This window comes from Bacillus cereus group sp. MG4, assembly GCF_040460055.1.
Classification (GTDB): domain Bacteria; phylum Bacillota; class Bacilli; order Bacillales; family Bacillaceae_G; genus Bacillus_A; species Bacillus_A wiedmannii.
This window is the reverse complement of the sequence record NZ_JARVGZ010000001.1, coordinates 3,299,811-3,325,288: the sequence shown is the minus strand read 5'-3', so window position 1 is coordinate 3,325,288 and position 25,478 is coordinate 3,299,811. Positions and strand designations below refer to the sequence as shown.

The window sequence follows — 25,478 nt, the reverse complement described above, 5'->3', positions numbered from 1 at the left end:
GAGAAGGGGAAAATGAGATGACGAATATAAGGAAGATTGCTGAACTTGCTGGAGTATCTGTTTCAACTGTTTCACGTGTACTGAATAATCATCCATATGTGAATGAACAGAAACGAAAAGAAATTTTAGCAATTATAGAAGAATTAAATTATACGCAAAATGTGAATGCAATTCATTTAGTGAAAGGAAAAACGAATGTCATTGGTGTTTTATTACCGCACGTAAATGATCAATATTATAGCGCTATTATCGAGGGAATATCAAAGGAAACAGCAAAGAATAACTATAATATGATGCTTTGTCAGACGAATTATAGTGAGGAAAGAGAATTAGAAATTTTGAATATGTTAAAAATGAAAAAGCTTGATGGGGTTATTATATGTTCCCGAGCAAATAGTAAGGAAAAGCTTGAAGAATATACGAAATTTGGTCCAATTGTTATGTGTGAAGAAATAGACTCGAATTTCATTTCGAGTGTGCATATTGATTACTATAAAGTCTTTTCGCGTGGGATGAAGAGCTTAATAGATGCCGGCCATACAAGTATTGGGTATTGCATTGGAAGAAGTAATAGCATTAATAGTCAGCGAAGAAAACAAGCTTATGAGGATTCGCTTCAACAGATTGCTGTAACACCGATGGAGGCCTGGAAGTTTAAAGGCTGTTTTACAGTGGAAGATGGGCGTAATGTGATTAGGGAATGGGTCCATATGTTAGTAAAACCAACCGCGTTTCTTGTATCTTGCAACCATATTGCGGCGGGAATGGTAACGGAAGCGAAAAAACAAGGAATTCGTATTCCGGAAGATATTACGATTATCGGTTGTGATGATCAAGATGTGGCAGATATTTTAGGCATTACGACGATTTCGTATTGTAGTAAAAATGTTGGTGTGAAGGCATTTGAATTGTTATATGACAAGATTAATGATGAGAAAATCGATATAAAGCATGTAGAGCTATTGCCAGAATTAGTACATAGGGAAACAACATAATAGATAAGGTGTGAAAATCGCTTTTCAAAATTGCGTTTGGTATAATTATGGACAATCTATGAGGGCTAAAAGGGGTTTTGATATGAGATCAAAAGTAGTAAAAGTAATTCTACTCATTACAATTGCATCTTTCTGTTTATTTGCATATGGCTTTGTTTCAGGTGTAAATGATGTGTTAAATCCGAAAGCTTCAAATTTAATTAAAAAGACCGATGTAGTGGCAAAAGAGAAAAAGAAAACGGGAACGTTAAAAATCGTTAGTTTAGGTGATTCATTAACACGCGGTGTTGGTGATAAAGAAGGAATTGGCTATATTGGAAGGGTGAAAGAAGATTTACAAAAAGATTATAAGCAAAAGGTTGCTTTAACGAACTTAGCTGTTAGTGGTGCGAAAATGCCTGACTTATTAAAACAAATGGAGAGTAGTGGCGCTCAATATTCAATTAAGCAAGCAGATGTAATCGTTTTAACGATTGGAGGAAATGATTTATTTCCAGGTTGGGAATCGCTTGGAAAGGTAGATTTAGAAACATACCGTCCTGATACAGAAACATTCCAGAATGAAGCAAAGAAAATTATAGAAGAAATTCGTAAGTTAAATACAGATAGTCCTATTTTTTGGCTAGGTTTATATAATCCTTTTGAAGATGTAGAAGATTTAAAAGGTTCTTCAAACATCGTTGTAGACTGGAATGCATCTTTAGAAAAATTGGCGATAAATAATAAAAATGTATATATTACACCGACATTTGATTTATTCCAAAACCGTGGGAAAGATTTATTATACTCCGATCATTTCCATCCGAATGAAATAGGATATACATATATGGCGGACCGATTAGTTCAAAATGTTGCGAGTAAATTAAAACTAGAACGAGGAGGGGTAAAATGACGACGATACTTTCCGTACGTGACGTGAAGAAGGTAATTGGAAAGAAGACAATTGTAGAGAATATTTCCTTCGATGTAAAACAAGGGGAAGTGTTTGGCTTCCTAGGGCCGAATGGTGCCGGAAAAACAACTACAATTCGAATGTTAGTTGGATTGATTAAAGAAACAGAAGGTACGATTTCTATCGGTGGTTATTCTATTAAGGAAAATTTCAGAGAAGCGATGCGTCAAATAGGGAGTATCGTTGAAAACCCAGAACTGTATACATATTTAACGGGATGGGAAAATTTAAAGCAATTTGCCCGTATGCTAGGTGGTATATCAGATGAACGTATTATTGAAATTGCTCAAATGGTTCATTTAGATGAAAGAATTCACGATAAGGTAAAAACGTACTCACTCGGTATGAAACAGCGCCTTGGCATTGCGCAAGCGCTTCTTGGAAATCCAAAATTGCTCATATTAGATGAGCCAACAAATGGTTTAGATCCAGCTGGAATTAGGGAACTTAGGGAATTTATACATAAGCTTGTGAAAGAAGAAAATATGAGTGTATTTATTTCAAGTCATTTGCTAAGTGAAGTACAAATGATATGCGATCGGGTTGCGATTATTCATAAAGGAAAAATGATAACAGTTGCCAAGGTTGAAGAGTTAATTAAAACAGCAAGTGATCGTGTAGAATGGATTGTTACACCAATTTCTAAGGCAAAAGATATGCTAGAAGATGCTGAGGAAGTAAGAGAAGTGAGTATAGAAGGTAATCGATTACTATGCCGCATGGATATTGTATCTATAAGTAGTTGGAATAAACGTTTTGTAGAAAACGAGATAGATGTGCATAGTGTTAAGGAGCTTGTATTTACGTTAGAAGATTTATTTATTGAACTCACAAGGGGTGAGCAGCATGCGTGAATTTGCGAATCTAGTCTTAAATGAATCGGAAAAAATTTATCGTAAGAAACGTATTTTTGTTGTCATGCTTATTTTAGCAATCTTGATCCCACTTTTCGTGTATGCACAGTATCGTGAAGTAGAAACGACACAAAAAAGGCTCGGTACAACGGATTGGAAAGTTTCATTACAACAACAAATTGTTGATTCTCAAAACCGCTTGAACAACTCTAGATTACCAGAAGAATGGCGTGATTGGCTAAAGGTAAGAGTGGAGCAACAACAATATTATTTAGATCATGATATTAACCCGATGGCACCGGGCGCACCAACTTTTGTAAGGGCGTTTATTGAGCAAGGAATTACATTGTTTATTCCGCTTCTCGTAATGATTGTCGCTATTGATATTGTTTCAGGAGAACGAAGTGATGGAACGATGAAGATGTTACTTACACGGCCGATCCGGCGCTGGAAAATACTCCTTAGTAAGTACGTGACGATGTTATTTTTTATTTCACTCATACTGCTTCTTGTCGGTTTGTTTGCTTACATATTATCTGGGCTTGTATTTGGATACTCGGGATGGAATTTACCTGTGTTAACAGGATTCATCATTGATAAGGAAACGTTAAATACAAACTTTGTGCATCTTATTCCGCAGTGGCAATACATCTTAATGGCGTATGGATTAGCTTGGTTCGTTGCTATCGTTGTCGGAACTATATCATTTATGGTTTCTGTTTTAATTCGAAATACACCAGCCGGTATGGGCGTTATGTTAGCCGCATTAATCGCAGGTGGCATTCTAAGCTCATTCGCAACATCGTGGGAAGGCGCGAAATATATTTTTAGTGTGAATTTATCATTAACAGATTATCTATCAGGAAAATTACCTGCATTACAAGGCTTATCGATGGGGTTCTCTTTAATGAATTTAACAGTATGGGCAGTTGTTTCCCTTATTATTTCGTTTGTAGTATTTACAAAGCAAGATATGGTGAATTAACCGGACAGGAAGTGAAGATATGGAAAATGTTTTAAAGAATGATTGGGAGCCATTATTGGTACCAGAATTTGAAAAAGAATATTATCGTACTTTAGCCAGTTTTTTGAAAGAAGAGTACAGTGCACATGTTGTTTACCCGAAGATAGAAGATATTTTTAACGCCCTTCAGTATACAAGTTATGAAAATACAAAGGTTGTTATTTTAGGACAAGATCCATATCATGGACCGAATCAAGCGCATGGTTTAAGTTTTTCTGTACAACCTGGTGTTAAAACACCACCATCATTGTTAAATATGTATAAAGAACTTCGAGATGAATATGGTTATGAAATTCCGAATAACGGTTATTTAGTAAAGTGGGCAGAGCAAGGGGTACTACTATTAAATACTGTATTAACAGTTCGACAAGGTGAAGCAAATTCTCATAAAGGAAAAGGATGGGAGCATTTCACTGATCGCGTGATTGAGCTATTAAATGAGCGTGAAAAACCAGTTATTTTCATATTGTGGGGACGCCATGCACAGGCGAAGAAGAAGTTAATTACGAATCCGAATCATCATATTATCGAATCCGTACATCCAAGTCCATTATCAGCAAGACGTGGTTTCTTTGGGAGTAAGCCATACTCTAAAGTAAATGCGATTTTAGCTAATATGGACGAGAGAGAAATTGATTGGGAAATTCCAAATTTATAAATAGAAAAGGTAGTTAACATTCGTTAACTACCTTTTTATTATTGTTGTTCGTTCTTTAATTTTGCATCTAGTACAAACGTACCAAATGGGATAACTGATGAAACGAATGCCCCAAGTGCCCATAAAATCGATTTACGGTGTACGATTGTTACTTGAATTACTGCGAAGATGAATAGAATAAATAAAACGCCGTGAGCCATGCCTGTAATTTTAACAGCTGTTGCAAATCCTGCGAAATATTTCAATGGCATTGCTACAAATAATAGTAATAGGAAAGAAATCCCCTCAATTAAGCCGATTGCTCTTAATCGTCCGATTGGTGTAGATAACATGAAGTAGCCTCCTTTAACGTATGCTTGTTTATAGTAAATTTGTATTCTTTTTCAAAATAAAATAGTCTATTTTGTTTCATTATATACAAAAAGAAAGTTTACACTACGAGAATAGTGCAAAGTTCAAAATATAGTCACAAAAACATGAGAATTTAAATAAAAACCTATTTGAAGTGTTTGACTTCAAATAGGTTTTATGGGTGGAAATATTAAACGAGCGCTTCTCTTTTTAATACGAATTTCTCTACAACCTTTGCAACGCCATCGTTCATATTTGTATCTGTTACGTAGTTTGCAATTTCTTTAATATCATCTGGCGCATTGCCCATTGCAACACCAAGACCAGCGAATTCGATCATTGCCTGGTCGTTATAGCTATCGCCCATTGCGATAACTTCTTCACGCTTAATGCCTAGCTTTTGAATTAATTGGTTTAAGCTCGTTCCTTTTGTAACACCAGCTTCAGTAAATTCTAAGAAGAATGGTTTCGAACGCATAACGCTTAATTGACCTTCTAGTTGTTTTTGTAGTTTTGATTCTACCGTTTGTAAATGTCCTGGATTTTCTACCATTAATACCTTTACAACTGGTTGTTGTACAGCTTCTTTCAGGTTATTTACTTCTACGATAGGCATACCCGTAATTTGACCTTCAATTTCTGTATAAGAGTTGTTTTTCTCAGTGATAATATCGTCACCAATGTATGTGTGAATCCATACATTTTCTTCTTTACTAATGTCGTATAGACTGTGAACGATTTCAGGGGATAACGTACTACTGAATAACTCTTCATCTGTTTTACAGTTAATAATTTTTGCACCGTTAAATGAAAGAATAAAACTACCGTACTCCTCTAAATGTAATTCTTTTGCGATTGCACGCATTGCGAATGTTGGACGTCCAGAAGCAAGTACAACTTTTACACCTTGCTCTTGTGCAGTCATTAGAGCCTCTTTCGTACGAGGTGAAATGGTATGGTCGTCACGTAATAAAGTATCATCTAAGTCTAAAACAATCATTTTATAAGTCATATTGAAAATTCCTCTCTTTGTTGAAATAGAAATAAAGTTTTATGAAGATATTGGGGAATATATAGTAAGACATCGAACTTCTTTATGTGAAGCTAGGAGAAGTTCTGTATTTTTAGTATAAATTATCACGAGCACGTTGCCCATGATAATTTATACTGCTAATGCCCGATCGATGAGAGCTAATCATTAGTAAAGATGAGTGGCTCTCATTGATCAAAGTTGCACTTTATCATTATCGTAACAACTCTAAAGATAGAGTGCAATAATGGAAGTTTTCCAATTTACGATGGTTGTTTTTCTGTAGAACGAGAAAATAGTATTTCGAGCAAAATTGCCATTACAGATCCGAGAACAAGACCGTTACTTAAAAACGATGCTAGAAACGGCGGGAGTGTAGAAAATGCTCCTGCTGGAACAAACATAACTCCGACTCCTGTAAAGATCGAAAGACCCGCTACTTTAAATAATCGTTCTTTATCCTGTACTGTTTCGTATTCGCGAAAGGCAAGACCAATCATGCTTGCAAATACAGGGTAAATGGCAGCATATCCGACTGCGACAGGTATCGCCGCAAAGAATGAAGTAATCTTCGGGAATATACTAACGAAAATAATAAAGCTTGACCCTAACATAAATGGGAGTCGTTTATAAATATTAGTCGTTGCAATAAATCCTGCTGATCCAGAAATCGCGACAGGTCCAATAGCTGAGAATAGACCGCCTAATAATTGATTGATCCCTGTTATAATGCCGGCTTGTTTGAAGCGATCTGGTGCGGCATCCTTTTCATACTTAGAGACAATCCTTTGCACAACGCGAATACTTGCTAACATATTTGTTAGAAGTAATAGTGTAACGAAAACTACCGTAATTGCCATGTTCCATTCAATGCGAGGCATTCCGAAAACAAATAGAGACGGAAAACGGATTATATCTGTCACAGGCGTTACTGGATTAGATAATCCGAAGCATGCGAATAATGTCCAGCCGCAGACGATACTGAAAAGAACGGAATATTGTCCAATAATAGGTAGCTTCATGATGAAAAAGGATAGTAAAATAACAATGAGTGAAAGAATAAATACGTCAGCTTGTACTTCTGTATGTTGTCCGTCAAGACCGAACATTCCCTTTAAGAAGGACCCGCTAAGTTGCGCGACAAGAAGAAATAAATATGTTCCAATGACTGTCGGTGTAAAATAGCGGACTAGTTTATCGATGAGTCCAAAAACACTAAGAATAATACAAATGATACCACTTAATAGGAAAGCGTACTGAAGGACTTTAAGCGTTTCATTGCTGGATCCAAATAATACGACACCTAAACTTGCATAAAGGGAGAAAATACCCCACCAAAGTCCAGCAGGACCTTCTTGAATAGGAAGTTTATGTCCAAATATAGCTTGCAGTAGGCCAGCAAAGCCAAGAACAAATAATGTTCTTTGTACGAATGCAATAGCTTCAGCGCCATCGAGACCATAATTAGTTGCGACGCTAATTGGTACAATAAGGCTTCCAGCTAAAATAAATAGTGCCCATTGTAAGGCGGAAAGAAATGTTTTCATTATATCAACCTCTTTCATAGATTCCGTATCTAGTATATATGTATTTCATTTCCACTGGCAAAGATTGTAGATAGAGAAAAGAGTTGAAGCGCAATATGAATGCACGTAAGCAATTATGGATAGCAGTTATATGTATGACTTTTGTTGTAATTCTAGGAACGCTAGGATTTATGATGATTGAAGAGATTAGTTTGTTTCAAGCATTTTGGATGACGATGATTACTGTATTGACTGTTGGATACGGAGATGCCGTTCCTGTAACGCAAGCGGGGAAAGTATTTGCACTCCTTATTATACCTGTTGGTGTCGGTATTGTTACGTATGCAATTGGTGTAGTGGCAGCTATGATTATTGAAGGGAATTTATTTCATGCAGTACGGAGGAAGAAGATGGATAAACAAATAGCACAGTTACAAAATCATATTATCGTATGTGGTTGCGGTAGAGTGGGGCTTCAAGTTGTACATGAATTGCAAGAAAAGAAAATCCCATTTGTCGTTGTTGATAAAGATGAGAGTATATTGGAACAGGAAAAGCTTTTATTTGTACACGGAGATGCAACGGAAGACCAAGTGTTACATCATGCTGGAATTTCAAAGGCAGCTGGTTTAGTTGCTATCGTAGCAAATGATGCTGAAAATGTATTTATTACATTAACGGCAAGAGGGCTAAACGATGCAATTAAAATTGTGGCAAGGGCGGAAAAACCAGAAACCGAAGACAAATTAAAGCGTGCTGGGGCAAATAAGGTGATTAATCCATCTAGCATGGCAGGAATTCATATTGCAAAAGGTATTGCGAATCCGCTAACAGTTCATTATATTGATACAGTACTATATGGCATGGAACAGTCATTTGTAATTGAAGAAATTGCAGTCGGCAAGGGTTCTATTTTAGCTAGTAAATCGTTACTAGAGAGTGATGTGAGAAATCAATTTGATGTAACAATTTTAGCGATTTTGAGAAATGGGGATGTTATACATAATCCAACGGGGCAGGAAAAACTACAAGAACATGATATGATAATAGTGTTTGGTTCAGTAGAGAAGCTAGGACAATTTGAGAAAGAACTACAAAGTAAGAGGTGACAAGGAATGCAAATATCGAGCGATAAGATTTTAAATAAAATGGCGAATGAAATTGCAAAGGCAAAAAGCAGTGAAGGGCAACAATCAAAAGCGCATTTATTAGTTGTGCGAGCGTTATGTGATTTATTATTAGATGAACAAGCTGAGCCTTCTATGTATAGAGAACCTGAGATTCCATCACAAGTAATTGGATCTCAGCCTATGACGACAGTTCAACCAGTTATGCCGGTTTCTGGAGAACCTGTGTATATAAAAGAAGAAGGCGCAAACGGTAATTCTTTATTTGATTTTTAGAAGATAAATCGTTTGGCTTATATGAAAAAATTGCTTATGATAAAGGTAAAAAAAGGGGAATTAAGATGAAAATTTTCTTTTTACTAGGTTGTATTGCGGCAGGGCTATCTGTTGCGCTAGGGGCTTTTGGAGCACACGGTTTAGAAAATAAAGTTTCTGCAAAAATGTTAGAAGTTTGGAAAACAGGCGTTACATATCAAATGTTTCATGCAGGTGGACTATTCGTAGTTGCTTTATTAATGGATAAAATTCAATCATCACTTTTAACTACTGCTGGCTGGCTTATGGTAGCTGGGATTATTATGTTTTCAGGTAGTTTGTATGCATTAAGTACGACAGGTATTAAGTTCTTTGGCCCAATTACACCTCTTGGTGGTGTAGCGTTTATCGTGGCATGGATCTTAGTCGGAACTGCAGTTGTAAAAGGTTTATAAAAAAACAAAAGCTGGCATATGCCAGCTTTTTTTATGGTCTTGGAGCATAAGTTGCTTGTTGACTAGGTAAATACATAATTTCTTCTGGGAATTCTACATAATCTAAGTAAATCATTAGTAGTAAAAAACGTTTCCCCGATTGCGGTTCACTAATAACGATGTGATCACGTCCAGCTGCCTCAATAATACCTGTATAAGATTGTGTACCGAGTGAACTACCACGCTCATAAGTCATTACTACGGTGGCTTGCTTGCCTTTGTTCAAGCGAAGAATATTTTCAATATACGACTGTTCTAATGGTAACATGCCTTGAGAAACGGCATATTGAGCTTGCGCAGCTTGTTGTTGCATCGCTTGCTGTTGTTGCTGTTGCTGTGGGGTCATTTGTTGCTGTTGTGCATAAGTTCCGGATGGTTGATAAAAACCTGTTCCATAATACGGGTTTTGTTGCTGTGCCATTCAAAAATCCCTCCTCGTTTTCATTCCTTAATATACGCTAGGGCAATCCCCGGCAGATGGTTGGAAGAAGCAGTGCTTTTTAAAACGTCCAGAGTTTTGTTGGTCATACCAAGTTGGTGGGCAAGGACCTTCAGGTCTAAAAAACCATAAGGCGAAATTTGCAGGCCAAAAACGTTGTCCTTGAATCGTTCGCCTTGCTAATGCGATATCTTGTTCTCTTGCACGCTGATAAAAATACCCTTTTTGCGTTGCCTCAAAACCGCCAGGATTTTGATAAACCATTTGACGTAAATTACGTATTTTTTTAAAATCTAAACAATTTCCGCGGACACGATTTACCCCTACGTTTCCGACCATTAACATTCCTTGTTGTCCTTCTCCTTCGGCTTCAGCACGCATCAGTCTAGCTAATAACTTTACATCTTCTTCGTTATAAGCAATAACACCCATTATGTGTCACCTCTCTTTTTGGAATACCTTGTGGAAAGAGGTTTATTTCTAGATGAAGTGTGTAACGATTACTAGTTCATACGTATGAGAAAAAGGACTCAGATATGACAACCAAACGAAGTTTTACATGGAGAGAGGAAAATAAAAAAAGCTAGCGTGAGCTAGCTTTCCATCATTAAAATACTTTAGACCATAAGTTTGAGAAGAAATCTCCGATAGAGCGCATTGTTAATACGAACCAATTTGCCTTTTCAACTTCTTCTGTCGTTTTTGCAGTAACTTTCATACTTTTACTACCGTCTAAGAAACCATATTTATCAGTTGATTCTAAAGTAATTGAGCCTACTTTGGCATCTTTCTTAATAGGAGCAACTAAATGTCCATCTTCAGCAAGAGATTTATCTACTTCAGTCCCAATTTTATAAGGATCTTTGCTACCTTTTTTCGCGATTACTGTTATTTCTTTTTCCGGTACAACAGTTACTTGATCTTCTTTACCTTTTACTACAGAGATTGTATTATTTTTATCAACTTTTAGCTTTTGTTTTTCGAAGTTATTAAACCCGTATTCGATTAATTCACGAGATTCTGTGAAGCGCTCGTCCATTGATTTTGTTTTAATAATGACTGAAATAAGACGTACATCACCACGTTTAGCAGTAATAGTGAATCCATATCCAGCGGTATCAGAACTACCAGTTTTTAAACCATCTGATCCTTCATAAGAGAAAGCAGCACCTGGTAACATCCAGTTCCAGTTTTCCATACGAATTGGTTTCGGATGATTATCTGGGAAGTTTCTAAATCTTTGTTTTGTATCCTCTAGCATTTCTGGATACTTTGTAATCATTGCTTTTGAAAGCATACCCATATCGCGAGCTGACATGGAATTTTCTCCATTCGGATCCGTTCCCTCAGGGTGTTTTCCTTTTAAGTCAGCGTTATTTAACCCAGTAGCGTTTACAAATTTATATTTCTTTAACCCTAGTTTTTTTGCATGTTCATTTGCAAGATTTAAGAAGTTCTTCTCACTTCCTGCAAGAAGTTCTGCTAAGGCAATACTAGATCCGTTTGCAGAGAAGATAACGATAGAATGATATAATTCTCTTACAGTATATTGACGTCCCTTTTCAAACGGAACGTTAGAGAATTCATTATTACGTGAAACTTCATAAGCATAATCAGAAATGTTTACCTTTGTATCCCAAGTAATTTTTCCTTCTTTAATTGCTTCTAATACGGCATAAACAACAATTAATTTTGACATACTAGCAATAGCTAGTAATTCATCTGGATTTTGTTCATGCAGTATTTTTCCTGTATCTGCATCAAATAAAAGTGCAGCTGCCGCCTCAATGTGTATTTTTTCTTCCGCATGGGATGTTGTTACTCCTAAGGAAGAAATTGACAATAAAAGCGCTAGTAAAATAGACAAGATTTTCTTCATATAGATTATCACCTTCGCATCGTTATTAGCATGTAGCTCGTACCATTTTAGCATAAATTTGGATATAGAAAGGTTACAATTTTGTAAGGAAATTGAAAAGAATTTGTCGATTTTTGTTCAAATTTGCAGAGAAAAGAAGTATTTTGAGGAGAAATATAGAGGATAATAAAAAAAGGAACGAAATTCGTTCCTTTTTTACGATTTATATGTGTAAAAACTTCTCTACCTTTTCGTCTGGTAAAATGTTTCCAACGAAAAATGTTCCGAATTCACCATAACGAGCACTTACTTCATCGAAGCGCATTTCATATATAAGTTTTTTAAATTGAAGAACATCGTCAGCGAATAATGTTACGCCCCACTCAAAATCGTCGAATCCAACTGATCCTGAAATAACTTGGCGTACTTTACCTGCGTACTGGCGACCGATTTTACTATGACTGTACATCATTTTTTTACGTTCTTCCATAGGAAGCATGTACCAGTTGTCATCACCTTGGCGACGCTTATCCATTGGGTAGAAGCAAATGTGATTTGCTTTTGGTAGTTCTGGATATAAGCGAGCTAAGATTTGTGGGTTTTGATATGGATCTTCATCAGCTGGAAGGTAGTTGCTTAGTTCAACAACAGATACGTAAGAGTATGCAGGAACCATATATTCAGCTAATGTTGTTTTATTCAATTCTGTCTCAATTTCATTTAACTCTTCCATTGTTGGACGTAAAATCATAAGCATAATATCAGCTTTTTGGCCAACAACAGTATACATTGCATGACTACCTTTTTTCGCGGTAGATACTTCGTTCCATTTTTCAACGACATTTAAAAATTCAGATACAGCTTGTCCGCGTTCGTCGCTAGATAATGTTTTCCATGCAGCCCAATCAATAGAACGTAAATCATGTAAACAATACCAGCCATCTAACGTTGTTGTTGCTTCACTCATTCTATTCACCTCAGTTAATGATAGTTTTACACGTTAACTATAGCATATATAGTTTTAAAATCATCTATATAAAGCCTTAGCGCATAAAATTGTCACATTTAAATTTACTTGAAAATAGGAGAAGATAAGGCTTAAAGGGGATTTATTTCTAGGCTGAATTTTATGAAAATATAATCATTTTCATTTTATCTATTTTTTGGGAGCTATAAGTTTAAAATATAGAGGAAAAGCAGTATTCTTAAAGATAGAGTTTTTTTAACATAAGTAGGAGGGTTTATTCGTGAGCAACTTATTTACAACAGTAAAAGAAAAAGTTCAAGGAAAAGGCATTTCTATCGTACTTCCTGAAGGAACTGATGAAAGAATTTTAGGCGCTGCAGAGCGTTTAGCAAAAGAAGAGTTAGTACAACCAATTTTAGTTGGTAATAAAGAAGAAATTAGCGCAAAAGCTGCTAGCATGAATTTAACATTAGCAGGCGTTGATATTTATGACCCAGCTACATACGAAGAAATGGATGCAATGGTAGCATCTTTCGTTGAACGCCGTAAAGGTAAAGCAACTGAAGAAGACGCTCGCAAAATCCTTAAAGACGAAAACTACTTCGGTACAATGCTTGTATACATGGGCAAAGCACACGGTTTAGTAAGTGGTGCAGCTCACTCTACAGCTGATACAGTTCGTCCAGCACTTCAAATCATTAAAACAAAACCAGGCGTTACAAAAACTTCTGGCGTATTCATCATGGTACGTGAAGAAGAGAAATATGTATTCGCTGATTGTGCAATTAACATTGCACCAAACAGCCAAGATTTAGCTGAAATTGGTATCGAGAGTGCGAAAACTGCTGAACTATTCGGTATTGATCCACGCGTTGCTATGTTAAGCTTCTCTACAAAAGGTTCTGCGAAATCTCCAGAAACAGAAAAAGTTGTAGAAGCAACTCGCATTGCAAAAGAAATGGCTCCAGAATTAACTTTAGATGGAGAATTCCAATTCGATGCTGCATTCGTACCATCTGTAGCTGAGAAAAAAGCTCCAGGTTCTACAATTAAAGGTGATGCTAACGTATTCGTATTCCCAAGCTTAGAAGCTGGTAATATTGGCTACAAAATCGCTCAACGTTTAGGTAACTTCGAAGCAGTAGGACCAATTTTACAAGGTTTAAATATGCCTGTAAATGACCTATCTCGCGGATGTAACGAAGAAGAAGTGTACAAGTTAGCTTTAATTACAGCAGCTCAAGCACTTTAATTCTATAATGAATCGAAATAAAGACCGTCGCTATTATAGCGACGGTCTTTATTTTTCTAAGCCAAGTGCTTTATTGTTACGATCAATAATACGTTGTAAATTCGTCTCATATAAAGGTATTTCATCTATTGTTAATTGAGATGGTTTTAACTTTGGAGCGAATTGCTGCAGTGTTTTTAAAAGGCGCATCATTAAATCTTGTACTGTAATGGTTTCGCCAAGTAATTCTGAAAGTGAAGCCATCGTACTCGGTACAATTTCAGGATACGTAAAGCGTGTTTCTTCTCCTTGAATGGCTAGGTTGTAGAAATCACGAACGAGTGCGGCACGCTCAGAGCCACTTCCTGTAGCGCAGAGATAAATTTGGACAGCGACACCACCGCGAATACGGCGCTGTGAAATGCCAGCAAATTTTTGATTGCGAATACTTAAGTCATAGCTACCAGGACAGTAAGAGCCAACAATTTCTTTTGCCTCGATTGTAACATCGTAATCGTTTAACATTTCCTTAATTAAATGCCACATTGTATCGTATCCAAGATCAATATCGATACCTTTTTCTGTCTCTTGGAATAAAAGTGATATGTTTAAAACACCTTCATCAAGTACGACTGCAAGTCCACCGGAATTACGAACGATAACATTGAAGTTGTTTTCTTGTAAAAAGGAAATACCTTCTTCCAAGTGTGGTAGGCGTGAATCTTGAATGCCAAGAACAATTGTATTGTGATGAACCCAAGAACGCATTGTTGCAGCTGATTGACCATTTCCAATGCTTGTGCACAGTGTGTCATCCATTGCGAATGACTGCAATGCATGGAATGTTGGTCCCAAACTAGACTGATCTACAATACGCCACTCTGGCTGAGATAAAATGGAACGGGAATTGCTCATATAACTAACCCCTTATCTTTAAAATGACAATCTCTATTATAGCAAAAAATGTAGAAACGGTTTTTTTCATATATAAAGGGAAGTTTAAAGGTGAAAGAATAAAAAGGATGCATACAATGCATCCTTTTTATTCTGCAATTTTTTCTAAATTACCGTTTCGATCCATTCGGAAAGATGTTTGAGAACGTTCTTCGTCATCCATGACTGCCAGCTTACGAGCACGGTTCATAATATTCATAAGTGTTTCGTAATCTTCTTGTACAGTATGAGATTGTTTTTCTAATTTTTCTAGTTTCTTTTCTAGTTCTTCATTTCGAAGGATTTGTGATTTAATTTCTTGTTTCAATCTCGTATTCTCGTTTTCAAGAGCTGTCACTTTTATATTTGAAGATCCGACCGTTTGTAAAAAATAAATAACATCTTGCATTGTCATAGAGCCTTTTGCAGCAGGAACAGTAGGTTCTTGATATGGAATAGCTTCTTTATATTGCACAATTGATTCCTCTTGTACGAATTCTTCATAGTCAGTTATCGAATCTGAAGCTGGTGGTGTATAAAGTAAACGTTTTTTCGCTTGTTCACCGCTTGCAGCACGCATTTTATCTTTACGATGTTTTTTTGCTAGTTGAAGAGCTTGTTCATAGCTATAGCGAACAACAGCATTCCAACGGAAACCACAGGCAGCCGATGTACGATTTAATTGATCACCCACTTCTTCAAATGCATTTAATTGAGTACTTCCTTCTCGAACGTGACGAAGTACAGTTTCAGCAAGTAATAAATCATCCTCATCCGTCCAAGCATCTTGTCTTACTTTCATAGATTCAACTCCCTTTCTTTTTATGAACTTCCTATTTTTATAATGGGCAAAAAAATGAGCTTTTATACAAAGCTTTTAAAAATATGGTAGATTTCGATGAAAGGTATAAATTTTGCTATGAATGATGAGAGCTTATGAAGGAGAGCATATAAATATGTAACATTATATGAAGAAAGAGCGTTGTAAGGACACTTGCAACGAGCTTCAAAGAGCGGTAAAATACCATTTAGTGTTTATTTTTAAATGTACTTGTGAAAAGTTTAAAATAGAGGAAGTGTTATATATAATGGGAAACGAATTTCGTGTGTGCGATGATTGTCAGGCAACGAACGTTAAAACGTTGATTCCAAAGTTAAAAAAAGTAGATTCATGTGCAACAATTGAAGTTGCATGTCAGTCTTACTGTGGTCCTGGTCGTAAAAAATCATTCGCATTTGTAAATAATCGTCCAGTCGCGGCTCCAACAGAAGATGAATTAATTGTAAAAATTGAAGCAAAGTTAAATAAGTAAGAAAAAGAAGAGTGAACAGATTACTCTTCTTTTTTTATGCCCATACGAGGAATGAGTTATTCTACGAAAATACAATTGAGTAGATTAACATTCAATGAAGGAGGAGCATCATCTATTCATTCAAATATAAATTTATATTTCAAAATAATGGTTGACAGTCTTTTGAAGCGATAGGTAGAATAGAAAGTGTCTGATTCTGAGAATCATTATCAAGAAAAGGTCAATTAACCTAATTTTTTTATTACTATTTGAGAATAAATTTCATTAAATATATGTTGTTGGTTAGGATGGTTGAGGTATGGAAGCGAGCGCAAGGAGTATAGAACAGCAAGATGTGAATGTTAAAGAGATTAAGAGCAGACCGCTCGTTGCTTCTATTATTTTAGTAGCAGGTACAGTTTTGTTAGCTTTAAGCATGGCAGTTTCTATTTCGTTTGGTGCTGCAGATATTAGTTTAAAGACTGTATGGCAAGCTGTGTTTCAGTTTGACGGTTCTATTACGCATCATAACGTAATTCAAGAACTTCGCATGCCTAGAGCAATAGGGGGCGTAGTTGCAGGTGCCTTTTTAGCGGTATCAGGGGCAATTATGCAAGGTATGACGCGAAATCCACTTGCTTCACCATCGTTAATGGGAATTACAGATGGAGCTGTATTTGGAATTGCAATTATGTATGCATTCTTCCCTAATTCACCTTATTTAATGTTCGTTATCGCATCTTTTATTGGGGCTGCGTTTGGAGCGAGCATTGTATATGGAATTGGGTCTTCTTCACCAGGTGGATTAACACCTGTGAAGTTAGCTTTAGCCGGTGCAGCAATTAGTGCTTTATTAGGGGCCATTTCATCTGGAATTGCGCTATATTTCAACCTTGCCCAAGAGGTGAGTATGTGGAATGCAGGCGGAGTTGCGGGAGTGAAATGGGAAAGTATTAATATGTTAGTACCAATTGGCCTTGTTTGTCTCTTTATTGCAATTATGATGTCGAGGTATATTACAATTTTAAGCTTCGGTGAAGAAATTGCGATTGGACTTGGTCAAAATACGACATTAATTAAATTTATTGGAACAGTACTTGTTCTTGTGTTAACAGGTTCTGCGGTTTCTATGGCAGGATCGGTTGGATTTGTTGGTCTTGTAATCCCGCACATGACTCGTTTCCTTGTAGGCTCAGACTATAGATGGGTTATTCCATGTTCTGCGGTCTTAGGTGGGCTGTTAATTGAATGTGCAGATATGTTATCTCGCGTTATTAATCCGCCGTTTGAAACGCCAATTGGAGCAATTACAGCGCTAATTGGGGTTCCATTCTTCCTCTACTTAGCACGTAACGAAGGGAGAGGAAAAATGTGAGGACAAGTGTCTTAACAAAAAAGAACGTTTCTGTTTTAACAATCTTAGTAGGATTAATCGTTACTGTATTTTTAGTAAGTTTAAATACAGGGACATTTAAAATACCGCCAATGGACGTATTAAAGTCATTGGTTGGACTTGGGGCTGAAGATCAGTCTGTTATTTTATTTGAATTCCGTATGCCGCGTATGGTTATTGCTATATTAGTCGGATCCGCTTTAGCGATGTCAGGTGCGATTTTGCAAGGATTATCACGAAATCCACTTGCTGATCCAGGTATTATCGGTATTAACGCTGGAGCGGGATTAACAGTTGTTATATTCGTCTACTTTTTCTTCGGAAAAGTTGGGACTGGTACATTTTTATCTGTATTTATCCTTCCATTCTTCGCGTTAGTTGGTGCAATATTAGCGGCGGTTATTATTTATTTACTAGCATGGAAAGACGGCGTTTCATCAACGAGATTAATACTAGTTGGTATCGCTGTTGCAGCCGGGTTTGGTGCTGTTAGTTTAATTTTTTCTATGAAGATGACATCTAACGATTTCCGCTTTGCTACGATTTGGTTAGCAGGAAGTCTATGGGGTACAGATTGGAAGTTCGTACTAAGTGTACTTCCATGGATGGTTATTTTCTTGCCACTTGCTATTAGTAAGGCACACATATTAAATGTAATGAATCTAGGTGACTCCACAGCTGTTGGCCTTGGTCTAAATGTAGAAAAAGAAAGACGTAAATTATTATTTATTGCAGTTTGCTTAGCTGGTGCATCTGTCGCTGTTGCCGGTGGAATTGGTTTTATCGGTTTAATGGCTCCGCATTTAGCGAGGCGCCTTGTTGGTGGTAAACATCAAATTATGCTGCCTACCGCTGCACTAATAGGGACGTTTTTACTCTTATTCGCAGACGTAATTTCAAGAAGTGTGTTAACAACTTCAGAAATACCGGTCGGTCTTGTTATTTCTGTAATTGGTGCACCATATTTCATATATTTACTTATGAGGACAAAATAAAGGGAGGCTTTTTGTATGGCAACTTTAGCAGTTGATGCGGTATCTGTTGGCTATAATGAAGGGTTAATTATTGATGGATTAACAGTTGAAATTCCGGAAGGGAAAATTACAACAATTATTGGACCAAATGGTTGTGGGAAGTCCACATTATTAAAAACGGCTTCTCGTATTTTGAAGGCGAAAAAAGGTACTGTTTATCTTGACGGAAAAGCAATCGAGAAACAACCAACGAAAGAAATCGCAAAGAAAATGGCGATTTTACCACAGACTGCAGAAGTGCCAACTGGCCTTACTGTGTTTGAACTTGTTTCATATGGACGTTTTCCTCATCAAAAAGGATTTGGAACGTTGAAAGAAGAGGATTATCGTTACATTCATTGGGCACTTGAAGTGACGGGAATGACAGAATTTGCAAATCGTTCAGCAGAGGCGTTATCAGGCGGGCAACGTCAACGTGTATGGATTGCGATGGCCCTTGCACAAGGAACAGAATTACTCGTATTAGATGAACCGACAACGTACTTAGATATGGCGCATCAATTAGAAGTATTAAATTTATTGAAAAAGTTAAATGAAGAAGAAGGTAGAACGATTGTTATGGTTATCCATGACTTAAACCATGCTTCTCGTTTCTCAGATCATATGATTGCATTAAAAGCAGGTAAGTTAATGAAACAAGGAACGCCAGATGAAGTGATGACAAGTGAAACACTTCGCAGTGTATTTGAGATTGAAGCTCAAATCGTTCCGTGTCCAGTAAACTGTAAACCAATTTGTTTAACATATGATTTAGCGATGATTAGTAATCAATTGCGTAAAAAAGCATAAGTAGAATCCCCCCCGTAAAGAGGGGGGCTTCTAATGGACGTTGAGCTTCTTATTAGTAAATAGGAAGTTGAACACCCGTTAGAACGGGGCATAAGTAACAATTAATCAATATATATTTATTAATTGTTAATATTGTTTCTTATAGTTCATTGTAACCTATAAGAGAAATACAGCTAGAAGGAGTGGGAACATGAAGAATTTTAAAATGGTGTTATTAGCAATGGTACTAGTCGTTACTTCTGTACTATTTGCAGCTTGTTCTAACAAAGAAGAGAAGAAAGCAGATGCGAAGGATGCGAAGACTGAAGAGCGCACTGTACAACATGCAAAAGGGGAAATTAAAATCCCTGCAAATCCAAAGAAAATTGCTGACCTTAGTGGTTCAACAGAAGAATTATTAATTTTTGGTATGAAACCAATTATTACTGCTAATACATCTCAAGAAAAAATTGATACACATATTGAAAAGAAATTAAAAGACGTAAAACCAGTTGGTTCTGCTTGGGGCGATAAAATTAACATCGAAGCAGTAGCTGCTGCAAAACCAGACTTAATTCTTGTAAACAATCGTCAAGAAAAGATTTATGATCAATTATCTAAAATTGCACCAACAGTTATGTTAAAAACTCCATTAGATCAATGGCGTCCAAAATTCGAAGAAGTAGGTCAAATCTTCGGTAAAGAGAAAGAAACAAAAGAATGGTTCAAACAGTATGATGAAAAAGCAAGCAAATTACATGATAAAATCGTTGCGAAAACTGGCGATGCTAAATTTATGAAAATGGCTGCATATCCAAATGCTTTCCGCGTATACGGTGACTACGGTTACGGTAGCGTAATCTTTAATGATTTAAAATTACCAGCAGTTAAAGGTACACCAACGGATAAACCACTAGTACAAGTACAAAAAGAAGCTTTAATCGATTACAACCCGGATTACTTATTCGTATTTACAACTGGTGACGGTTCTCAACGTCTAAAAGAATTCCAAGAAGAATCAATTTGGAAAAACATGAACGCTGTTAAAAACAACCACGTATTTACAATTAAAAACGAAGACGTAAACAAAGGTTACTTCCCTCTAGGTAAAGAAATGATCTTAGATGAAGTTGCTGAATTCGTTTTAGGGAAATAATGTATAAACAGAAATCACTTTTACTTCGGTAAAAGTGATTTTTTCTTTATATAAGGGCAATTAATATAGTCTTTCATTTCTTTCTGTTTCCTATTTCGTTTATAATATATAGTAAGAATGCAGTAAAGAAAGGGGGATGTCGGAAGGTGGTATATTTAAACGACAAACTCAGCGAAACAAAAGTGTTTAAAGACCCGGTACATAAATATGTGCACGTACGCGATCGTGTTATTTGGGATTTAATCGGAACGAAAGAATTTCAACGCTTGCGCCGTATTAAGCAGCTTGGAACGACATTTTTTACATTTCACGGTGCAGAGCATAGTCGCTTTACTCATTCGTTAGGTGTATATGAAATTATTCGTCGTATGATTGATGATGTGTTTGATGGCAGACCGAACTGGAATGCTGAAGATAGATTGTTATGTTTATGTGCGTCATTACTTCATGATGTCGGTCACGGCCCATTTTCTCACTCGTTTGAAAAAGTATTTTCATTAGATCATGAGAAATTTACGCAAAAGATTATCGTTGGAGATACGGAAATTAATCGCATATTAAGTCGTGTGGATAAAGACTTTCCGCAAAAGGTAGCCGATGTAATCGCCAAAACATCTACGAATAAATTAGCGATTAGCATGATTTCCAGTCAAATTGATGCAGATCGTATGGACTATTTATTAAGAGATGCATATTTCACTGGCGTAAAGTATGGAAACTTTGATATGGAACGTATACTACGTGTCATGCGTCCATATGGGAATCAAGTAGTCATTAAAAATAGTGGTATGCATGCTGTTGAGCATTATATTATGAGTCGTTATCAAATGTATTGGCAAGTATATTTCCATCCGGTAACGCGCAGTGCCGAAGTTATTTTAACGAAGATTTTACACCGTGCAAAATCATTGCACGAGAAGTATTATACATTTAAAAATCATCCGGTTCATTTCTACTCTTTATTTGAAGAAGAAGTAACAGTAGAGGATTATTTAAAGTTAGACGAGAACGTTATGTATTATTACTTCCAAGTATGGCAAGACGAAGAAGATCCAATTTTAAGTGACTTATGCCGCCGTTTTATGAATCGAAACCTATTTAAATACGTAGAGTTTACAGATAAGCACGGTTTAGATAATTGGATGGAATTAAGTAGCTTATTCAAAAAGATTGGACTTGATCCAGAATACTATTTAGTAGTTGATTCAACATCAGACTTACCGTATGACTTTTACCGTGCTGGCGAAGAAGAAGAGCGTCTGCCAATCTTACTTCTTATGCCAAATGGAGAGCTTAGAGAGCTTTCACGTGAATCGGATATCGTTGAGGCGATTACTGGTAAGAAGAGAAGGGATCAAAAATTATTCTATCCGCATGATTTAATCTATGAAGATGGAAGAAAAGGAAAATATAAAGAGAGAATCATCGAGTTACTAGAAGGAAAAAAATAAGAAGCAGCTAAGGGCTGCTTCTTATGAAAGAACTTGAAATTATTTGTCGCTTAAGCGTTTTCCGCCAACTGCATAATGGTTTTTAGACATTTCTTCGATGAAAACAACGATGTTTTCTTCAGGAGCACCAGTTGTTTCGCTTACTGCTGCTGTTACTTTCTCAGCAAGAGCTTTCTTTTGTTCCTCTGTGCGTCCTTCTAGCATTTTCACTGTTACGTATGGCATATATAATCGCTCCTTTTATGTAAGTTACACTCTTATTATAGCGGATTATGGGGAAGAACAATCGAAAAAACAAATAATTTCTTTTTTTTGACAGATTGAAGAGGAGATGAATCATGGATCAGTTATTTAGATACCCATTGCAACAAATTCCGTTGGTAGCAATGGCCATTATTATTGCGTTATCAGTGCATGAATTTGCGCATGCATATGTTGCATATAAATTTGGAGACGATACAGCAAAGAAGCAAGGCCGTTTAACATTATCACCGATGGCGCACTTAGATCCTATTGGGATGATCGCTGTATTAATTCTTGGTTTTGGTTGGGCAAGACCTGTTCCTGTTAACCCATATAACTTTAAAAGGCCGCGTCTTGCAGGTATATTAGTTTCAATTGCAGGCCCAATTAGTAACTTAATTTTAAGTGCAATTGGTTTAATCATTTGGTATAGCCTATTAACATTTGGTGTATTAGACTCAATTCCATTTGCGGTAGCGGATACATTGGCTCAATTCTTCCGAATTTTTATTATGCTTAATATCGTATTACTTGTATTTAACTTATTGCCAATTCCGCCACTTGATGGGTATCGAGTTGTGGAAGATCTAGCACCAACAAATATTCGTGCGAAAATGACACAGTATGAAAAGTATGGAGCAATAGCGTTATTAATTCTTGTTATTACACCGCTTAGCAATTATACAATTCAGCCTATTTTTAATGTTGTCATTCCATATGTATTTGTATTTTTAGACAGTATCATTGCGCCTATTTTTGGCCTTTTATAATCATTAAGTGAGGAGGAGTTTACATATGACAGAGAAAAAGAAAAAAATCGGTTTTAATATCGTGAAAAATGATTCAACAGATGGACATGGTGGTTTTGGTGTTGGAGCATTAAGTCTAGAAAACATTTCACCTGTATTTGTCGATGTACTAGAGAAAACAGCATTTGTTGATATCGGTGCGATGCATGCGCGTAGTACTGTCGAAAAAGGTATTAAGTTTTTAACAAATAAAGATGAAGTTCCAAACGGAAAACCATTTTGGCTTGTGTGGGTAACGGTTGAAAGAACGGCGACAGGAGCTTATTATGCAGGTGTAACAGCTTGTGAAATGACAGTTGACCGTGAAATTCGCCGCGGATATAAATCACTTCCAGAGCACGTAAACAAAATGGATAAATCAATGAAGCGTCACATTATGGTTGACCATATGGATGAATCATCTAAAAAAGTACTTGGTACGTTCTTGAAAGAACATAATGAAGCGATTTGGAACGAATCTAGTGAAGAATTGCGCCGTGCATTATTAAGTGAATAAAAAATAGCTGACGGATACCCGTCAGCTATTTTTTTTACCAAGGAAGATATTTTTTCCACCAACTTGTTTTCTTCTTTTCTTCAGTTGTCTTTTCAAATTCTTCTTTATCATCAACATGATCCATACAATATTCAGTCGGTTCTGTACCTTTTGCGAAATACATTTTCACTGAAATGGGACAATTTTTTGTAGCGATTTTTCCGTTTTCAGGGTTAATATCGACTGCAACGACGTCACTTGGTTGTTTAAACTCTTTTTGAGGTTGTCCATCTAAGCCTTTTTCCATCGTATCGGTCCATATTTTTTTCGCATATCCTTGTTCTGCTACGTTTGAAATCGATTTAGGTTGATCGTATCCAACCCACACACCAGTTACAAGTTGCGGGGTAAACCCTATCATCCAACTATCTGTTTCTGTAGAACCAGACTTTCCGGCATATGTTCTTGATAGCTTTGATAACATTGATTGGCCGGTTACAGCGGCATAACTACTTAGGTTTTTATTAAACATACCTGTCATCATTTCTTCCATTACAAACGCTTTGCTTTTATCGAGAACTTGTTTACTCTCCAAATGAGCATCGTATAGCATGTTTCCTTCCTGGTCCATAATGCGGCGAATAAACATCGGTTTTACTTCTTTTCCGCCGTTTGCGAACATGCTATAAGCGTTAACCATTTCAATTGGTTTTACAGGAGATGTACCGAGAGCGAGAGACGGAACATCTTTTAATGCGGTAGTAATACCGAATTGCTTCGCTGTTTTTGTAAGAATGTCTTCGCCTAAAAATAAATTGGTCTTCACGGCATATACGTTATCAGAGACCGCAAGAGCTTGCGCCATTGTTACAAAATCGTCTGCATAATAGTCTTTATAGTTTTTCGGTTTATACTTTGAAACACCGTCACCTAAAGTGAACACAGTGTATTCGCTTTTTAAGCGCGTAGCAGGGGTGAATCCTCGTTCTAATGCCGCGTAATACAGGAATGGCTTAAACGTAGATCCAGGCTGTCGAGCGGCCTGTGTAGCCCTGTTAAATTGACTCGTATTATAATCAGTTCCACCAACAAGGGCAGCTACTTCACCTGTTTTTGGATTCATAGAGACGAGCGCAGTTTGTATGTTTGTTGTGTCAGGTATGTGATCTTTTACAGCTTGCTCTGCGACCGATTGTAATTTAGGGTCTAGCGTTGTATAAATACGCAAACCACCCTTTTGTAAGGCTTGTTCATCTAATCCGATATCACGAAGAAGAGAAGCTTGTACAGCATCTTGGAAATAAGGTGCAATCTCTGCAGCTTTTTTTGTATCTAATGAGGAAAAAGTTAGTGGCTCTTTCTTTGCTGACGTTGCTTGTTTCTTCGTAATGTAACCTTGTTCTACCATTTCGTCTAATATGAGAGATTGTCGTCCTTTTGCACGATCCTCTTTTAAAAAGGGAGAGTAGACACTAGGTCCTTTCGGGATACCTGCGAGCATACTAGCTTCCGCTAATGTTAATTCTTTTGCTGTTTTATCGAAATATAGACGAGACGCAGCTTCGATTCCGTAAGCACCATGCCCGTAATAAATTGTATTTAAATATCCTTCTAAAATATGATTTTTATTATAGTTCACTTCAAGGCGAATTGTGTACATCGCTTCTAATAGTTTACGTTTCCACGTTTTATCATGATCTAAGTATAGGTTACGAGCATACTGTTGTGTAATCGTACTAGCACCTTGGACCTTTGCCATCGCTTTTAAATCGGCAACAATAGCACCAGCAATACGTTTCATATCAAAGCCATGATGTTTGTAGAATCGTTGATCTTCGATAGATAGTGTCGCCTCTTTTACATAAGGAGAGATTTCATTGAGAGATACATTGTAACGTTTTTGCATTGCATTACTTTGTCCGATAACAGTGTCATCATTAGCATAAAAGACACTCGTTTGTGGGACAGCAACAGGAGGAGGTCCCATAATTTTTGCAACTATAATAATAACAAAAAAGGAAAAAACGAAAAAAAGAACAGAAGAAAACATTACGGTGAAGAAAAGACGTTTATATTTTTTAAGTTTCGGATTCATAGTTTGATCCATCTTTTTCAGCCCCTCAATACTAATACAAACATTATTGTATTAGTATTGAGGGTTTT

28 protein-coding genes are annotated in these 25,478 nt (G+C 36.6%); 17 read left to right on the top strand and 11 right to left on the bottom strand.

All coding sequences use genetic code 11. The features are described from left to right. Positions 1–17: 17 nt before the first annotated feature. Genes QCI41_RS17520 through QCI41_RS17500 form a run of 5 tightly spaced genes read left to right on the top strand, consistent with a single transcriptional unit; the run spans position 18 to position 4,483 of the window. A complete protein-coding gene (locus QCI41_RS17520; RefSeq protein ID WP_353836993.1) occupies positions 18–995 on the top strand; it encodes a LacI family DNA-binding transcriptional regulator in 978 nt (325 codons plus the stop codon). 10 nt (positions 996–1,005) lie between these two features. Next, positions 1,006–1,887 (top strand): SGNH/GDSL hydrolase family protein, encoded by an 882-nt coding sequence (locus tag QCI41_RS17515; protein ID WP_353836994.1) that lies wholly within the window; start codon positions 1,006–1,008, stop codon positions 1,885–1,887. Further along, entirely contained in the window at positions 1,884–2,801 is a 918-nt protein-coding gene (locus QCI41_RS17510) for an ABC transporter ATP-binding protein (protein ID WP_088079990.1), read from the top strand. Before QCI41_RS17515 ends, QCI41_RS17510 begins: the two co-directional genes overlap by 4 nt. After that, entirely contained in the window at positions 2,794–3,786 is a 993-nt protein-coding gene (locus tag QCI41_RS17505) for an ABC transporter permease subunit (RefSeq protein WP_353836995.1), read from the top strand. Before QCI41_RS17510 ends, QCI41_RS17505 begins: the two co-directional genes overlap by 8 nt. Positions 3,787–3,805: 19 nt before the next feature. Next, a complete protein-coding gene (locus QCI41_RS17500; RefSeq protein ID WP_353836996.1) occupies positions 3,806–4,483 on the top strand; it encodes a uracil-DNA glycosylase in 678 nt (225 codons plus the stop codon). Positions 4,484–4,521: 38 nt separating this feature from the next. On the opposite strand, the gene QCI41_RS17495 is transcribed toward QCI41_RS17500, so the two are convergent. The 3 genes from QCI41_RS17495 to QCI41_RS17485 all read right to left on the bottom strand — a co-directional run bounded on the left by QCI41_RS17495 (position 4,522) and on the right by QCI41_RS17485 (position 7,411). Continuing rightward, positions 4,522–4,815 carry a DUF3817 domain-containing protein gene (locus QCI41_RS17495; protein ID WP_000953390.1) on the bottom strand — a complete coding sequence of 98 codons (294 nt, stop codon included), beginning with the start codon at positions 4,813–4,815 and terminating at the stop codon, positions 4,522–4,524. Between the two features lie 209 nt (positions 4,816–5,024). Next, entirely contained in the window at positions 5,025–5,846 is an 822-nt protein-coding gene (locus tag QCI41_RS17490; protein ID WP_353836997.1) for a Cof-type HAD-IIB family hydrolase, read from the bottom strand. A 281-nt stretch (positions 5,847–6,127) separates the two neighbouring features. After that, complete coding sequence (locus QCI41_RS17485) at positions 6,128–7,411, bottom strand: purine/pyrimidine permease (RefSeq protein WP_141475181.1); 1,284 nt, start codon at positions 7,409–7,411, stop codon at positions 6,128–6,130. 95 nt (positions 7,412–7,506) lie between these two features. On the opposite strand from QCI41_RS17485, the gene QCI41_RS17480 reads away from it, so the two are divergent. The 3 genes from QCI41_RS17480 (at position 7,507) to QCI41_RS17470 (ending at position 9,227) form a co-directional block, all read left to right on the top strand. Then, entirely contained in the window at positions 7,507–8,499 is a 993-nt protein-coding gene (locus QCI41_RS17480; RefSeq protein ID WP_000993991.1) for a potassium channel family protein, read from the top strand. 6 nt (positions 8,500–8,505) lie between these two features. Continuing rightward, the gene (locus QCI41_RS17475; protein ID WP_001167358.1) at positions 8,506–8,793 is read left to right on the top strand and encodes a YwdI family protein; all 288 of its coding nucleotides are present in this window, start codon (positions 8,506–8,508) and stop codon (positions 8,791–8,793) included. Between the two features lie 65 nt (positions 8,794–8,858). Further along, positions 8,859–9,227: a DUF423 domain-containing protein gene (locus QCI41_RS17470; RefSeq protein WP_000688322.1), complete on the top strand. Its 369-nt coding sequence runs from the start codon at positions 8,859–8,861 to the stop codon at positions 9,225–9,227. 31 nt (positions 9,228–9,258) lie between these two features. Here QCI41_RS17470 and gerQ read toward each other — a convergent pair whose 3' ends face one another. From gerQ to hemQ, 4 genes are all read right to left on the bottom strand, one after another. Continuing rightward, entirely contained in the window at positions 9,259–9,687 is a 429-nt protein-coding gene (gerQ, locus tag QCI41_RS17465; protein ID WP_000068635.1) for a spore coat protein GerQ, read from the bottom strand. Positions 9,688–9,714: 27 nt separating this feature from the next. Continuing rightward, a complete protein-coding gene (gene cwlJ / locus QCI41_RS17460) occupies positions 9,715–10,137 on the bottom strand; it encodes a cell wall hydrolase CwlJ (RefSeq protein ID WP_000538157.1) in 423 nt (140 codons plus the stop codon). Positions 10,138–10,312: 175 nt separating this feature from the next. After that, positions 10,313–11,584 (bottom strand): serine hydrolase, encoded by a 1,272-nt coding sequence (locus QCI41_RS17455; protein WP_353836998.1) that lies wholly within the window; start codon positions 11,582–11,584, stop codon positions 10,313–10,315. A 202-nt stretch (positions 11,585–11,786) separates the two neighbouring features. Then, positions 11,787–12,530, bottom strand: a complete 744-nt coding sequence (hemQ, locus tag QCI41_RS17450) for a hydrogen peroxide-dependent heme synthase (protein ID WP_001287602.1) — start codon at positions 12,528–12,530, stop codon at positions 11,787–11,789. 280 nt (positions 12,531–12,810) lie between these two features. Between hemQ and pta the strand changes: the two genes are divergently transcribed. After that, the gene (gene pta, locus QCI41_RS17445) at positions 12,811–13,782 is read left to right on the top strand and encodes a phosphate acetyltransferase (protein ID WP_000067226.1); all 972 of its coding nucleotides are present in this window, start codon (positions 12,811–12,813) and stop codon (positions 13,780–13,782) included. Between the two features lie 48 nt (positions 13,783–13,830). Here pta and lipL read toward each other — a convergent pair whose 3' ends face one another. Beyond that, complete coding sequence (gene lipL / locus QCI41_RS17440; protein ID WP_353836999.1) at positions 13,831–14,676, bottom strand: octanoyl-[GcvH]:protein N-octanoyltransferase; 846 nt, start codon at positions 14,674–14,676, stop codon at positions 13,831–13,833. Between the two features lie 127 nt (positions 14,677–14,803). Beyond that, the gene (locus tag QCI41_RS17435; protein ID WP_000868353.1) at positions 14,804–15,496 is read right to left on the bottom strand and encodes an RsfA family transcriptional regulator; all 693 of its coding nucleotides are present in this window, start codon (positions 15,494–15,496) and stop codon (positions 14,804–14,806) included. A 286-nt stretch (positions 15,497–15,782) separates the two neighbouring features. Between QCI41_RS17435 and QCI41_RS17430 the strand changes: the two genes are divergently transcribed. From QCI41_RS17430 to QCI41_RS17405, 6 genes are all read left to right on the top strand, one after another. Beyond that, entirely contained in the window at positions 15,783–16,007 is a 225-nt protein-coding gene (locus tag QCI41_RS17430) for a YuzB family protein (protein WP_000526075.1), read from the top strand. A 298-nt stretch (positions 16,008–16,305) separates the two neighbouring features. Continuing rightward, positions 16,306–17,361 carry a FecCD family ABC transporter permease gene (locus QCI41_RS17425; protein ID WP_000388283.1) on the top strand — a complete coding sequence of 352 codons (1,056 nt, stop codon included), beginning with the start codon at positions 16,306–16,308 and terminating at the stop codon, positions 17,359–17,361. Then, complete coding sequence (locus QCI41_RS17420; protein WP_001260774.1) at positions 17,358–18,374, top strand: FecCD family ABC transporter permease; 1,017 nt, start codon at positions 17,358–17,360, stop codon at positions 18,372–18,374. Before QCI41_RS17425 ends, QCI41_RS17420 begins: the two co-directional genes overlap by 4 nt. A gap of 15 nt (positions 18,375–18,389) precedes the next feature. Continuing rightward, positions 18,390–19,202: an ABC transporter ATP-binding protein gene (locus QCI41_RS17415; protein WP_000212066.1), complete on the top strand. Its 813-nt coding sequence runs from the start codon at positions 18,390–18,392 to the stop codon at positions 19,200–19,202. A gap of 190 nt (positions 19,203–19,392) precedes the next feature. Beyond that, positions 19,393–20,337, top strand: a complete 945-nt coding sequence (locus tag QCI41_RS17410) for an ABC transporter substrate-binding protein (RefSeq protein WP_046958572.1) — start codon at positions 19,393–19,395, stop codon at positions 20,335–20,337. A gap of 146 nt (positions 20,338–20,483) precedes the next feature. Beyond that, positions 20,484–21,788, top strand: a complete 1,305-nt coding sequence (locus tag QCI41_RS17405; protein ID WP_000262747.1) for an HD domain-containing protein — start codon at positions 20,484–20,486, stop codon at positions 21,786–21,788. A gap of 39 nt (positions 21,789–21,827) precedes the next feature. Here the strand turns inward: QCI41_RS17405 and QCI41_RS17400 are convergent, their stop codons facing one another. Further along, entirely contained in the window at positions 21,828–22,013 is a 186-nt protein-coding gene (locus tag QCI41_RS17400) for a 2-hydroxymuconate tautomerase (protein WP_001147171.1), read from the bottom strand. 113 nt (positions 22,014–22,126) lie between these two features. Here QCI41_RS17400 and QCI41_RS17395 point away from each other — a divergent pair, with 113 nt between their 5' ends. Then, positions 22,127–22,801, top strand: a complete 675-nt coding sequence (locus QCI41_RS17395; protein WP_000372469.1) for a site-2 protease family protein — start codon at positions 22,127–22,129, stop codon at positions 22,799–22,801. Positions 22,802–22,826: 25 nt separating this feature from the next. After that, on the top strand, positions 22,827–23,336 hold the full coding sequence (locus tag QCI41_RS17390) for a YwhD family protein (protein ID WP_000136686.1): 510 nt from the start codon (positions 22,827–22,829) through the stop codon (positions 23,334–23,336). 34 nt (positions 23,337–23,370) lie between these two features. Here QCI41_RS17390 and QCI41_RS17385 read toward each other — a convergent pair whose 3' ends face one another. Continuing rightward, on the bottom strand, positions 23,371–25,422 hold the full coding sequence (locus QCI41_RS17385; protein ID WP_353837000.1) for a transglycosylase domain-containing protein: 2,052 nt from the start codon (positions 25,420–25,422) through the stop codon (positions 23,371–23,373). Positions 25,423–25,478: the final 56 nt, after the last annotated feature.